We start from the raw sequence: 14,705 nt of genomic DNA, 5'->3' as shown, positions 1-14,705 counted from the left end.
ACAAGCCGCTGCGGGCTGCGGGAGCCGTGTCACCACAGCCGTCCGTCGGACTCCGAGGCGGCCGGGGTGGTCTTCGGCTTCGCCGCCTTCTTACCGGGCTTGTCGTGGAGGCCCTTCGCCACCTCTTCGGCGTAGCGCTCGTGGTTGAGCTCCAGGAGGCAGTCGACGAACTCGCGCTGCACGGCAGGGCCGACCGTGTAGCGCGTCTCGCGGGCGACGAGGTGATGCCCGTGATCGAGCTTGTCGATCAGGTCGACCCAGCCGTACGCCCGGCAGACCGCCTCGTCGATCGCCTTGTGGATCGCGCGCAGCTCGACGATGTCCTCATCGGTGTTGGCGGGGTCATTGACCATGTTGTACGTCGCGGTGAGCCCCGCCTGTCGGGCCAGCATGAGCTCCCGCCGGAACGTGTCCAGCCGGTCCCCCAGCTCCCGCATCTCCTGGGTGAGCTCCGGTAGCGGCAACGTCTCGAACACATCCGAGGGCGTGTAGCGAACCCTCGTCTCCAGCGTCGAGGCCCGTGTGAGCGCCCACCAGTAATGCGGCGCGCTCGACAGCAGTGCCAGCATCGCAGTGTCAGCCGTCGCGAACACACCGAGCATGTGTGAGAAGACCTGCCCGGTCGGCACCATCACCGGCATGACCACCTTACTGACGAGCGTGATCACAACCACCCGCTCAAGCCCCGCAATGGCCTTGACCATCGCAGGGCGCTTGTCCGCGTAGTGCCAATACCGCTCCGGCAATGGATTCCGTAGAGCGAAGTTCCCGTCTGGCTTCCTGCGTTGACGCTCCGGCTTGACCAAACGAAGCACCTGGTCGTATGGCTCCGTGTACGTCCTAGCCTTGGCCTCGTCCCAGTCATGGAAATTGACGACCCAACGACTTGCCGAGGAGTCGGGGCGCGAGTTCAGGTCCTGCCCGTTGAGATACGGGAAAAGCACGTCTTTATTGTTCGAGTTCCGCTCAATCATCGCTTGTGCAGCACCTGGCTCCATCGTGAATCCGAGTCCGAGCACATATGAGCCGATGAATGAGATCCCTGTGCTACCTGCCAGCCGATTGGGATTACCGACGACGCGAGCATCGGGGTCGAGCGACGGAGCGATTCCCGCGACGACTATTCCATCGGAAATTCGCTCGGCCTCTTCACCAGGGATCGCGCGGCTAGTCCACACAGCGCAGTACTCCAGCACCGCGCTCTTTGACGGCCACGGCTTGCTCTTCACCGCCTGGCGAATCGTCACACCACTCGCCACGAGTTGGTCGAGGCTAACTTCACGCGTGTCGCCCTGAGCAAGAGTATTTGTGGCGATCAGCCCGGTTTGGCCCAACGAGTTGAGCACGCCGTGCGCGCGAAGCGCGAAATAGGCCACCAAATCGGCATGCCCTCGCGTCCCTCTCCCGATGGCCTCCACCAGGTATTCCCGGTAGGCCACGCCCAGGGATCCGGTCAACTTCTTACCGCCCAAGAAGGGCGGGTTGCCGATGATGGCGTCGAAGCCGGGGCCGTTTGGGCACTTCTGCTTGTCGTCTTCGAAGACTTCGGGGAAGACCAGCGGCCAGTGGATCGGCTGGCGGTCGAAGGAGCCAGGCACGCGGTCCTTGTTCAGCCATTCCTTGCGCTGCTCGCGAGCCTCGACCTCCGCCCTCGCCGATCCCTCAGTGATACGGCGCACATAGTCGGAGGCGGCGATCGAGCCGTCACGCAGGCCGGCGTCTCCCCTACCCGTGTAGGCGAGCGCCGCACCAACGGCGAGATCGGCGAACAGCCTGGCCTGGGACGTCTTCAGTTCGGCGTCGGCCAGCACGCTGCGCTTCTTCGCGAGGGCCTCCATCGGTTTATCCCCGAGCTGGATGTCGGCGAGCGCACGGCGTTCGGCGGCGACCTCGCGTACCAGCTCGCGGGCGCCGAGGGCGAAGTTTCGCAGGGCACGCTTCTCGTGGATCTCGCGGCCCCGCTTCGGGTTCATGTGCATCACTTCGAGCTGGTCAAGTGAGGTGATGCCGAGCAGCGAGTCACCCGCCACAAGACGGTCGTCGAGGAAGGTGAAGGGCCGTTCCTTGTCCATGGAGACGAGCCATAGCGACAGCTTGGCCATCTCCACGGCCATCGGGTTGATGTCCGCGCCATAGAGGCAGTGCTCGATGATCTGGCGCATCGCCTCGATGACGACCGGATCCTGGTCGGCGTCGGCCGTACGAGCTGTGGACTCGTCGGCGGACAGGTAGGCCGCCGCGCGCTCGTCACCCTCCCGCGACCAGGCCTCGACGAGATGGCGGGCGAGGTAGCGGGCGGCGGCGACCAGGAAGGCGGCCGAGCCCATGGCGATGTCGGCGACCTTGAGCCGCAGGATTTCCTCGCTGGACTTCGGCTGCCATTCGGAGCGGTCCGCCGTCTGGAGCGGCCCAACCCGGTAGACCAGCGGCTCCAGCGCCCCTTCGACGACCTGTTCTGCGAGAAAGCGCGGGGTGTAGTGCGTTCCTGTGTTCTTGCGCAGCGCCGACTCGGTGACATACAGGGCGCCGGGCAGGACGACCGTCGGCAGCTCGCGCAGGTCGTGGCGGATGATGCCGTAGAACGGGAGCAGCCGCTCGGCCAGTTCGCGGTCACCTCCGGTCACAGCCAGCAGCTTCCGGAGCGCCTCGACCTTCTCCGCCTCGGCCATCGGAGCGAGCCGCTTCGCAATGGCGGCGGCCGTACCGATTCCGGAGGGCTTGTAGAGCTCGGCCAGCTTCGCCGCGAGGCCGTCACCGACGGACGTCGCGAGCCGCTCCAGGTGGGACAGCTCGACCTCTTCCTCCAGGCCGGGCTTCCCGACAAGGCCGACCACGGTGTCGGTCGCCCGGTGCCCCTCGAAGGAGAGCAGCCCCTCGTAGACGTAGCCGATCTGCTCGACGTCCAGGGCGCGGAAGCTGAGCTTGCGCCGCTCGCGGGCCTTGCCTGAGCCGATCTGGACGTACTGCACGGCCTTGAGCATGTGCAGCACTGTGCGATCGTCGATGGACAGCGGCAGCCAGGCATAGGCGTCGGGATCGAACATGGAGCCGTCGTGGGCGTGCATCTTCAGGCGGGGATGATCGACCCCCGCGTAGACCGCGTTGAAGAGCGCGAGCAGCCGGTGCCAGGCGGACTGGGTCTGCTCCAGGTCGTTCTCGCTGCCTTCGAGAGCCATCTGCTCCAGCTCGGCGCAGAGCCCTCCGGCCGAGTAGGCAGTGGTGTAGAGCTCGTTGTCGGCCGGCAGCAGGCCGCGTTCCTCGGCGAAAAGCAGGAACACGATCCGCATCATGACGGTCACGGCACCGCGGTAGACGTCGTGCGCGGAGACGTCGCCCACTCCCTCGCCGCCGGCCGCGCGGTCGCGGGCGTCGGCGCGGCCGATGGCGGCGACGAGAAGTTCGACGGCCTGCCGCACCTGGACGCCCAGCGCCTCGGTGATGTCCTCCTGGCTGTCCAGGCTGGCCTTCAGCAGCGCGGGCAGCGTCTCCTCTTCCGGCACCGAGAAGAAACGGGCACGCTTGAGCAGCGAGACGAACGCGCGGACCACGTCGCGCTCGGCCGCCTCATGCCAGGAGATCGCGTCGAAGACGGCGGTCGTGGTGACGCCGCCCCGGGGGGCCCAGACGAGGGTCCACCAGCGACCGTCGGTGACCAGGCCAAGTTCGATGCCGTGGTGCCGGCAGAGCTGGGCCAGCCGGTCGACCGGGGTGGCGGCCCAGTCCTCCCCCTTGATGCGGGCCGTCGGCCGGCCTTCGCAGATCATGCCGATCAGCCGCACGCTGTCGGGCTTGATCTCTTCACCCGGCTCCACCAGGGCGAAGTCGGGGACGAGCTGGGTGTCGTGCTGCGGCACATCGACGGTCAGCACCTCGAGGCCGTGAATATGAACCGCGTCCTTCCAGCCGAGCAGGTGGCGCAGGCCGTACAGGACCCAGTCGTCGACGAGACCCCCTGCTTGCCAGGTGCCGTGTTCGAGGCGCAGCCGTTCGCGGGTCTCCTTGTCGAGCGGGTCGAGCGACGGCCAGGTGCGGCGGAGGACCGGCAGCGACAGGAACGGCCCAGATACCTCGACAAGGCTCAGCCAGTCCTGGTGCATGCGGTTCGCGTCGGGCTGCGTGCGCCAGTTGGATCCCTTGCTCATCGAGAGGCCTCCTGCTTCGGAACAACGAAGATCACGGCTACGGGGAAGACGTGTTCCTGGGGGTCGCGGTAGCGGGCCGCGATGGCGTCATGTTCCCGCTGTCGTTCCTGGGACAGCCGGTCGAGACGCGTCTTCCAGGAATCACGGTCACGTCTGTACTGCCTGAGTTCACGCTCGTCCTTGGTCGCCTCGATCCGGCTGAACAGCGCGTCCTCTTCTTCGTCTTCGGCGAGCTTGGCGCGCAGCGCCGCCGCGAACTGGTCGAGGTTGGCGGCGATCCGGTTCTGCTCGGCCTCCTGACGCTTGGCGAGGAGGTTCTCCAGCGAGTCGCGGCGGGTCTTCACCCGGGCGTCGATGGCGTCGACAAGGCCGGGCCGCATCTTCTCCCAGATGCCGGCGAGGTGCTTGTGAAGGTGCGGCGAGGCGGGCAGTCCCTGAGTGAGAGCCCGGTCGAGGATGCCGCGGAGCGTGCCGAGGGTGTCGAGCCGGCGGAACCGGCCGCTCTGCTGCGCCCAGCCTCCGGCATAGAGCACCTCCTCATGCAAGCGGACACCATCGCCGCCGACGAGGACGTACCGGGCGTACGCGCCGATCAGGGTCATCTCCAGCGCGGGGTCGTCGCTGACCACGGCGGTCACCCGGTGCAGGCCGATGTCCGGGTTGGAGACCGCCGCACGCAGCAGCCGGGTCGACATGGCGACCAGCGGATGGTTGAGGTGTGCGAGCACGGCGTCGTCTCGCAGCTCCTTCACCGTTTCGGGATCGAACGTGATCGGACGCTGCCTGGGTGGCTGGCCGTCCTTGGTGATCTTCTCGAGGAGTCCCGCAGCCGCCCTTTCCCAGGAGCCGGTCAACGGAGGGACCTCGAAGAGCCTTTCGGTGAGGTGCTTTTCATCGAGGTACGGCTTCAACGGCTGCTGGCGGGCGAGATCGAGCGCTGTGTCCACGACCCGCTGGATGCTCTGCGGCGTGATCCTCAGCTCGCTGACCGTCTCGTCGAGGTTGGCACGCAGCTTCCTGACCTGCTCGCCGACGTTCGTCTCGACAGGAACGTCTTCCTTGGGGGCGACCTGGTCGATGTCGTCGATGCCGACGTTCTCGCCAAGCATGCGGCGCTGGACGCGCTCGGAGATGACCACGTTGACCGGGCCGAGGTCCTTCCGCTGCTGCGCGACCTTCTCGGCGATCCGGGAGAGGAACTCCAGGTCGGCCTCATAGGAGTCGACGGCTGTGTCCCAGCCGGTGCCGACGAAGTGCCTGATGTCCGGCGTGTGCTGCTGGCCGTACCGGTCGACCCGACCGATGCGCTGTTCGAGCTTGTTGGGGTTGAACGGGATATCGTAGTTGATCAGGCGGTGGCAGAAGTTCTGCAGGTCGATGCCTTCACCCGCCGCGTCGGTGGCGAGGAGGATCCGCACCTTGAACTCGGTGGGATCCTTCTGGAAGGCCTGCCGCACCTGCTCGCGCTCATCGGCAGACATGCCGCCGTGGAGGAGAGCCAGGCGGTCACCGCCGAGGCCCTCCTGGTTGAGGAGGTCGGCGAGCCAGGTCTGCGTGTCGCGGTATTCGGTGAAAACCACGACCCGCTCGTTGGACCAGTGCTGGTCGGGACGGCAGACGGCCTTCAGGTAGGTGATGAGCTCTTGGGCCTTGGCGTCCGGCCGCACCGCGTGCTTCTGAGCCCAGCGCCGCATCTTCTCCAGCAGCTCAATCTCCTGCTCCGTGGCGCCCTCCTGCAGGGGATGCGCCCGGTTCACCGCGTCGTCCTCGGCTTCGGCGAGGAATTCGTCGTCGAGCGTGGCGGTGTACTCGGAGAACTCCTCGATCCACTCGGGAACCTCGTCTGACTCGTCGAGGACGGACGCCGCCTTCGCGTTGACCGTGTCCAGGTAGACGCCGACGGTGTGGAGGAACGCCGCCGGGCTGGAGAAGAGCCGCTTCTTGAGCAGCAGGGTCACGAGGTCGGCGGCCTTCCGGCCCTTGTTCCGGGTGAGGCGCTTCTTTCGGGCTGCCGCGAACTGCTTGAGCAGCTCGTGAATCTCCCGCTCGTCCTGGGGATACAGCACCGGGATGGCTTGTGCGCTGCGTTCCTTGAATCGCTTGGAGCCGTCGCCGTTGACGATGTCCCGCTTGAGCCGCCGGACCACGGTGTCCTCCACTGCGGCGGAGTCGGGGTCGACCCCGCGGGCGAACCGCTGGTCGTCGAGCGTTTCCAGCAGGGCGGTGAACGACGCCTGGTAGCCGTTGTGCGGGGTGGCGGACAGGAAGAGCCGGTGCGTGAAGTGCGGTGCCAGCCGGCGGATGAGCTTGGTCTGCTGGGAGTCCACCGCGTAGACCTGCTTGGGCGCGGCCGGGGCGACATGGTGTGCCTCGTCGAGGATGAGCAGGTCGAACGCGCGCTTCTCCGCGGATGGGTCGAGCACCTCGTCGAGAAGCCGCTGCGCCTTCTGCCCGCGCAGCCATGGAAGGCTGACGATGGTCAGCGGGTAGACCTCGAAGGGATTGGCCGCGCTTCCGCGGGTGCGGCGCACGACCGCGCAACGCTCGGCGTCGATGATCGTGAAGTCGAGGCCGAACTTCTCGGCCATCTCGTCTTTCCATTTGAGCGTGAGTCCCGCCGGACACACGATCATGATCCGCCTGGCGCGGTGCCTGAGCAGCAGCTCCTGGGCGACCAGGCCCGCTTCGATGGTCTTTCCCAGACCGACGTCGTCGGCGAGTAGGAGATTCACGCGAGGCGCGTCGACTGCGCGGGCGACCGGCTCCAACTGGTAGTCCTCGATCGCGACGCCGGAGCGGAACGGCGCCTGGAGCGTCTTGACGTCCGCGGATGTGACCGCCGACCAACGGATCGCATCAAGAAATGCCGCGAGACGCGCAGGGGGATCGAAGTCCGCGACTTCCGGCAAGGAGCCGCCCGGAAGGATCTTGCTGCCGGGCTCGACCTCCCAGATGACATCGAGAGTGTGGCCGTAGCGCCCGTCTTCGACGCTCTGAAGGCTCACCAGAGTGCTGCTCTCGCCGGTCTCGACCTCGCTGACGACCCACCGCTGACCACGGACAGCGACCAGCGCCCCGATGGCCGGCTTCTCCGACGTCGCACTCGTCACCATTCACTCCTCGCCAACGGCCCTTGCCAGCATCAGTTACGGCCCGCTGCGCCCGGAATACAGCAAGGCGGCAGCTCCGCAAGAGTCTGGCAGGAAATAGGGAACGATCCAGATCAAACAGCCCGGGTCCACACCCGGAGTGCGTCCCAAAGCAATCTACGACGCTTTGGCGTTCCCTGTCCATAGCAACAGGTTGCTTGTGCACTGAGTTCACAGTCCGCTCTAATGGAAGCCAGACGCGGCCGCGTTCTCGGTCTCCGGCACGCATGCCAGCCACCCGAGAGACCTACGCGAGTGCAACTGCTGGAACGGCAATTACCAGGCCCCATCCGTACCACGATCAGCGGTCGCTCTGGTGAGCGTTAGCTAGATCGATATGGAGTCGCCGCGTCAACACAGCCTGCCGTACCAGATGAGACGTCTTCGACGATAGGTGAGCGTGACCTCCACCATGCCCCCCAACGTGACACGGCTGTACCAGGCCGTTCTGCGCGACGTAAGAGCTCCGATCTCGATCAGGCTCCGCCGCGTCTTCTCAGAGTGGGCTGCGGAGAAGGGGTTTCCGGCCGCCAATCCCGGAAGTCCGCTGACGGAGCATGAGGTGAATGGTTCCCGGCTGCGAATGGAGCGGCGCGGCGACTGCGGCCGGTACATCCTGGATGAGCCGTGCGACGGCGGGGTGCTCCAGACTCGGGTCATCTATGCCGAGTCCGTGCCCGGCATGACCGGCTGGGTCATGGTCACGGCCGACCAGCGCGGCCATGGGGCGCCGCTGTCCGCACAGGCCCCCGGCTTCGTCCCTGCCTATCTGCGAACCGCGAGGATCACCGATGGCGCGGTGCACCTGGAAGACAGCCCCCTCGTGGTCGATGAGGAAGAGGTCGACCGCTTCCTGCACACCCTGGCGGAGCCCCGTCGGCGCGTGCCCGTCGTCGTCTCGGTCGACTCTTCGAGTTCTGATGCCGCCCCATCGCGCGCCCGATACCTGTCGGCGGCGACCGCGGGGGTCGCGCTGGTGGCGCGCTTCGGTGACCTGCGCACTCAGGACCGGTTCAACCAGGTGATGGGCCACGAGCTCGGCGTCTTCGGTGGCGGCATCCGCACCTATCTCGCGCCGTTCGATCCCGCAGCGGAGCGCTATCCGTACCGCCACCGGCCCATGGGCGGGGGGATGATTCGTAACGAGGGCGATCGCGCGCTGGATAAGGCGATCGAAGGAGTGATCGGCGCTACCGCGTACATGAGTCTGCCGGACGAGGTGATCGCGACGCTTCGCGTGGTCAATCGGGTGCTGGCCGGCCGCTCTGAGCTGCGCGAGATCGCCGAGGCGGTGCACTCGGCTCGGGCTGTCGCCGACCCCGCCAGGGAAGAGCTTCGCCGCCGGATGATGGCCAAGACGGTGCGCCCCGCTCCTGCCATAGTGATCGAGGACAGCAGGACGGAGATCGCAAGCCAGTCTCCGTCAGCGGAGCCGGAAGCACCGCAACGGGAGAACGCTGAGGCATCTGTTCCGGCTCCCGACCCGTCGGAGCTCGCCCAGAGCGTGGCTGAGTCGGTCGTCAAGGAGCTGCGCGCGGACCTGGAATCGGCACTGTCCTTGGCCGCGACCTCCGGCCCTCTTGTGGACGAGTCACACGGGGTGTCGCGGCAGCTTGCCGTCCTCACCGCCCATGTCGCGGGTCTGCGAGACATCGTCGGCGCACGTTGCGGCAATGAGGAGCCGCTACACGTGACCGGGAGCGATGCCGAGCGGCTCATAGGCGAACTGGAGACGCTGCGCGCCGAGCACAAAGTGCTCCTCGGTGAGTACGAGGAGGCAGTTTCAGACATTCGCCGGATGACGGAACGGGTGCGTCACCTGGAGCGCAAGCTCGCCGAAACCGGGCAATCCGTGTATGGCATAGCGCTCGGAGACGACCTCTTCGAGCCCGCCAGTCTGATGGAGACACTGATTGAGGCCAGGCAGCGGCTCACCCACGTCGTCATCGGCGACACCGACGCGGCTGCCACCCGGCTGGACCTGCACCATCCCGCCCTGTCTCGGATCTGGGCCGCGAAGGCGTGGGACGCGCTGCGTGCGCTGGATGACTTCGCCAGGGCCAGGTCGTCATGTCAATTCGCCGGCGGTTTCTACGACTGGTGCGCCACCGGCTCCGCCGACAGGCTCACCATTCCGGTCGGGATGCTCTCCATGCGCGAGTCCCAGTCAGTGGCGAACCGGCCGAAGTTCAGCGCCCCTCGAACCTTCGCCGTCCCGAGAGAAGTGGACCCGAGCGGCAGGCTGCTCATGGAGGCGCACGTGAAGCTCCGGCCCGTGGGCTATCCCGCACCCCGCCTGTACTTCCATGACGACTCCGGAGGCGCCACCGGCAAAATCTGGGTCGGCTACGTCGGCGACCACCTACCGAACACCCGGACCAACTGACTACCTCTTTTACGACGACGCCGATGTGGAGCCCTCCATGTCAGATGACGATCTGCGATACCGGCCCTCGATTCTTGAGTTGAACTGGCTGAAGGAGCTACAGCCGAAGTCCTGCCTCGTCGTCGGCGAGGTGCCAGACGGATCTCGGGACGCCATCAAGGCGCTCGCCCTTGACGTGCGAAGTACCCCGCCAGTCCCGATGACTAAGCGGCTTCACCGAGGCGCGTATGCGATCAAGAGCGACCTTGGCTGGCAAGCGATGGTGGTCCTCTCCGGGCAAGACCCGGCAGCGCCGGAGACCGCTCGGAGCCGATTCATCGAAGACGGGCACCTGCTCACCGCTTGGGCCGTACAAAGCACGATGTGGGCCAGCGCGCTCCCCTTGACAGGTGACTCGCGCTTTCGGGTCGGCGCCATGGTCCGTCCCGAGGGCGGCGCCGTTGGCCGGGTCGCCGGGCTCAAGGCGACGCCGAGTGGATATGTGTACGAGGTTGACATCCGCGGGGAGATCAAGATCCTTAGCGAGGAGGCCCTGACCGAGGTCGAGGGCGACCCCAGCAGGCCGGAGTTCTGGCTCACTCAGCCGCCGGCGGACGCTGCCGGACTGTCGCTCACGCTCACATGGACAAAACTGAACCATCCGCTGACCGACACGCTCTACTCGTACGCGTCGAGCAAGACGGTCTTCCGCGCCTACCAGTTCAAGCCTGTGCTCAAGGTTCTCACCGGATCCTCTGGCCGGATTCTCATCGCCGATGAGGTCGGTCTGGGCAAGACCATCGAGGCCGGGCTCATCTGGAGCGAGCTCGAACAGCGTGGCAAGCTCGACCGGGTTCTGGTCGTGGCGCCGTCTGTGCTCAAGTTCAAGTGGCAGGCGGAGATGCGGCGTCGCTTCGATCGCGACCTCGCACTGTTGAAGCCGCGCGATCTGGAGGACTTCGCCGACAGATGGGAGCGAGGGGAGCATCCGAACCTACGGGGCGTCATCTCTCTTGAATCGCTGCGCGGCGCCGACAAGGTGCTGGCCCAGCTCGCGACGCTGCAGCCGCGGTTCGACCTCGTCATCGTGGACGAGGCTCACTACATGCGCAACCGGGAGAGCAAGTCGCACGCGCTCGGACAGCTCCTAGCCGACTGGACGGACTACCTCATCTTGCTGTCCGCCACTCCGCTCAACCTCGGCAACGACGACCTATTCAACCTGATGAGCCTCCTCGACCCGGAGCACTTCTCCGACCGCGAAACGTTCGAGCGCCAGCTCAGGCCAAACGAGGTGCTGAACGAGGTGACCAGGTCCCTAATCGGGAACACAGAGCCGAGGAAACTACTCGTCACCCTCGACCAGCTCAAGGGCATGCGGTTCGGTCGCGATATCACCGACCGACCGGACTACGCGTTGCTCCTCGAATTGCTCAAGGTGGAGCGCCCGCTCACACATGAGGAGAAGGCCCGAGCCCGCCGACTGCTCGCCGACCTGAACGTCCTCAGCGGCGTACTGACCCGGACGCGCAAGGCGGACGTACCTGACCGTAAGGCCGTACGGGAGCCGCGCAACATCCACGTCGAGTGGACCAAGGAAGAGCAGGACTACTACCGAGCGGTCTACCTGTGGGCCTGGCGCCGAGCGTGGAGCATGGGAGTACCTCCCGCTTTCGTCATGCAGATGCCACTCAGGCAGGCGGCCAGCTGCATCCCCGCCTCACAGGAGTCGCTGCGGCTGCGCGATCCAAAGCTGTTCCGCATGGAGATCGACGATGTCGATGATGATGTCGACGAGGTCGATCTCAGCGGGCTGCTGGACGTGTCGGCACAGTTCAAGCCGGTCCAGGTCGATACGAAGTACGACCGGTTGCTGGAGGAGCTGGAACAGCTTCGCGCCCTCGGCATCCGTCAAATGATGATCTTCTCATTCTTCCGAGGAACCCTCTCATACCTGGCACGGCGGCTGCGCGAGCATTTCACAGTCCGAGTGATGGACGGTGGAGTGCCTCCCGAGGAACGCGAAGAGATCATGCGCGACTTCCGCGAGGGCGGCTTCCAGATCCTGCTGCTGAGCGAGGTAGGATCCGAGGGCCTCGACTTCGAGTTCTGCAACGTGCTCGTCAACTACGACCTGCCGTGGAATCCCATGCGCGTCGAGCAGCGGATCGGCCGCCTCGATCGGTTCGGGCAGGAGCACGACAAGATCTTCATCTACAACATGCATGTCCCAGGCACGATCGAGACGGACATCTTCCAGCGCCTCTACGACCGAATCGGCATCTTCCAGAACTCCATTGGGGAGCTCGAACCGATCCTGCGTGACAACTTTTCGAAACTGCTGAATCCCGCGCTCAGTCCCGACCAGGTGGAGGAGCAGATTGAACGCGTCGCGGTCGCTGCCCAGCAGCGGGATCAAGCCACCGAGGAACTGCGCGCGTCTCGGGCTCTACTCTCCGGCCTGGACGGGCTGCTTGTGGAGGGATTCAGCGAGCACGGTCCCGGCAACGGCCGATTCGTCGGCTCGACCGAGATCCGCAGAATGATCGACGAGCTCTTCCGCCGATACAGCGCTCGCCGGACGGAACCAGACCAGAAGGGCATCTTCTATATCGTCGGATCCCACGAACTCGCCACCAAGCTCCGGTGGAGCAGAGCGGACGAGACGGGGAGCAAATACCCTCTTGCCCAGCTCGCCGCCCGCTTGCAGGACAGAACCCGCCTGGAGTGCACCTTCGAGCCAGAGACCGCCAGCAAGTATGACATTGAGCTGCTGTCGGCACGCCACCCCCTGGTCAAGCTGACGCTGGCAGTACTGCAGGAGGAGGACCTGGCCCTACCGCGCTTCGGCTCCGTTACCGTGCCTGGTCTACCTCAAGGGGGCCGATACCTCATGACAGTGGACCTCGCTGAGTCGGGAGGCCTGCGCCCGCAACTTGAGCTATGGATCACAGCCGTCGATCTCGACACGTACGAGGTGCAGCCCGACGCTGGAGAGGCTCTGCTCACCGCGCTGGCCGAGGGCACACTCGGAGACGGCGACTCCATCGTTCCCGAGGACGGCCTGCTGCACGTATGGCATTCCGCTCAGAACCACGTGGCAGCCAGACTTCTCGATACCGAACGAACCCGGCGGCAGGAGAACCAGGCACTCGTCGAGGGTCGTATCCGGGCTCACGAGAGCACGATCGACCTGCAGATCCAGAAGACCCAGGAGCTCCTTGCCAGGATCAGCGAGGCTGGCATCCGGCGACTACACGAAGGTCGGCTCCGCAATCTGAGGGCGAACCGCCAGGCAATCCGGGACAGGCTAAGCGCCAGGAAGGCGCTCAGCATCTCTCTCACCCCTGTCGCGGTAGCCCTCGTCACTGCTCAGGCGGCGCCCAGTCCCTCAATAGATACCACTGGTCGTCGCCCTTCTGAGCCTCGTCTGGCACGCGATTAAGCACAAGCTCCGCGAAGTCCCGCCCGCGGATTACCGGCCAGCGATCCACACGGACCTGAAGCGTACGGCCGGATCCATCCTGGATGATGATGCGGCCGTTGCAATACATTCTGAACAGCATGTCGTCGCCCATACGAAGGAGGATGCTGTCCGCCTGCTTCCCGTCGATCCTCAGGCGGACATACTCTCCCGAGATCGACCGTACTCGAAGTCGCGAATTCCCCTGACGCGGGCCGGGGAAATCTCGGCTTCGCCTCTCGTAAAACAGCGAAGTCATTGAGAGTGCCTGCCAGGCCTCGTAGAGCCGCGTATGTGCTTTGTAGATGATCTCCTGGCGCACACCGGCGCCTTCATCCCACTCCAGTACGAAGTCGAATCCTGGGCGATGCAGGTTGAGCCGCTCGTACTCAGTGGTGTTCGCGAGCCCTGCGACGATCGCCTCGTCAGGGGCAACGCCAACGTCGTCGAACACCTCGGCTTGAGGGAAGAGCGAGCCGATCCGCCGCCCGACGTACGGGATGCGGCTCATCCCACCGACGAGAAGCACATACTTGATCTCCTCGGCCAGCTTCTCCGGCCCCATCGCACGAAGGTCCGCCGGCGAGTTCGTTGTCCGACGGCCGTCCCACGTGAGCGCGTCCTCGGTCATCTTCGCCTCCCGGACGGCCGCCCAGACGAGTTGCTCGGCGGAGTCCATTTGCGGAGCGAAGGCCTCCTCCAGTTGTTCCCGGAGGTAGGGCACGACCGGTAGTTTACCCATGCTCCGAAAGACGACCAGATGCTCACGGTCGACTGAAAGCCTGATTTTCGCCTCTCTTGCTTCTCGAAGCAGCAGTGCCTGGACGCGCTGCTGGTTGGGCAGGCTGTGCAGGTCGAAGCCCTTGCGCCTGAGCCCGTCACTGAGGTCCCGAGCAATGGCGACGTCTAGAACGTCTCCAGCCTGAGTGCTGCCGATGGCGGACAGCACCGAGATCTCGGGACTCTCCCCTCCCACGATGTCGAGGACGGCGATATCGAGAGTTCCGCCGCCCATGTCGAAGACCAGGAGCCTTCCCACTGGCCGTTCGCCATGGGCAAGGAACCTGTTGGTCACCCAGGCGATTCCGGCCGCGATAGGTTCGTCAATGAGTGCGGCGTCATCGACTGGTAGACCTGCCTTTCCCGCCAGGCGGAGCAGTCGCGCTCGCTGGTCGCCGGTCCACATCGCAGGGCAGCCAAGGCGGAACTCCTCGATGGAACCGAGTGGGTGACCAGCAGTCGCCGCTCGATTCGCCATCTCCGCCAGCACTGCGACGATCACATCATCGGCACCGACCTCGGTTGCGCCGACCCGGACCTTTCCACGGTCCTCCGTGATCGCACGCTTCACCGAGCGAATCACCTGGTCCGCAGGAAGGACGTCGGCGTCCTCCCCCACGAGAAGAGCATGTCCTCGATAGCCGGCAATCGACGGGAACCATTTGGTGCTCCGGCCAAGGGGGATAATCTCCACGGGGAGTCGCCCGATCTGCTCAGCCACGAGCGAAGTCGAGGTACCAAAATCGATGCCGATCGCTCGCCCCGCCGATCCACCTCCATCGGGGTGGACTAAGGGTTGAGGGCCG

Annotated in this window: 5 protein-coding genes; 2 read left to right on the top strand and 3 right to left on the bottom strand. The window is 65.5% G+C overall.

Annotated elements, in window-relative coordinates:
- Window positions 1-29: 29 nt before the first annotated feature.
- Together HHX40_RS21655 and drmD are read right to left on the bottom strand one after the other, a co-directional pair.
- On the bottom strand, window positions 30-4,142 hold the full coding sequence (locus HHX40_RS21655; protein WP_182882077.1) for an Eco57I restriction-modification methylase domain-containing protein: 4,113 nt from the start codon (window positions 4,140-4,142) through the stop codon (window positions 30-32).
- Window positions 4,139-7,255: a DISARM system SNF2-like helicase DrmD gene (gene drmD / locus HHX40_RS21650; RefSeq protein ID WP_182882076.1), complete on the bottom strand. Its 3,117-nt coding sequence runs from the start codon at window positions 7,253-7,255 to the stop codon at window positions 4,139-4,141. Before drmD ends, HHX40_RS21655 begins: the two co-directional genes overlap by 4 nt.
- A gap of 436 nt (window positions 7,256-7,691) precedes the next feature.
- Here drmD and HHX40_RS21645 point away from each other — a divergent pair, with 436 nt between their 5' ends.
- Both HHX40_RS21645 and HHX40_RS21640 read left to right on the top strand, forming a co-directional pair.
- A complete protein-coding gene (locus HHX40_RS21645; RefSeq protein ID WP_182882075.1) occupies window positions 7,692-9,677 on the top strand; it encodes a hypothetical protein in 1,986 nt (661 codons plus the stop codon).
- Window positions 9,678-9,714: 37 nt separating this feature from the next.
- Window positions 9,715-13,101 (top strand): helicase-related protein, encoded by a 3,387-nt coding sequence (locus HHX40_RS21640; protein WP_182882074.1) that lies wholly within the window; start codon window positions 9,715-9,717, stop codon window positions 13,099-13,101.
- Here the strand turns inward: HHX40_RS21640 and HHX40_RS21635 are convergent.
- Window positions 13,022-14,620, bottom strand: a complete 1,599-nt coding sequence (locus HHX40_RS21635; protein ID WP_182882073.1) for an Hsp70 family protein — start codon at window positions 14,618-14,620, stop codon at window positions 13,022-13,024. The two genes, HHX40_RS21640 and HHX40_RS21635, sit on opposite strands and share 80 nt — an antisense overlap.
- Window positions 14,621-14,705: the final 85 nt, after the last annotated feature.

It is taken from the genome of Microbispora sp. H10949, from assembly GCF_014161435.1.
Taxonomy (GTDB): domain Bacteria; phylum Actinomycetota; class Actinomycetes; order Streptosporangiales; family Streptosporangiaceae; genus Microbispora; species Microbispora triticiradicis.
This window is presented reverse-complemented; position numbering and strand designations above follow the sequence as displayed.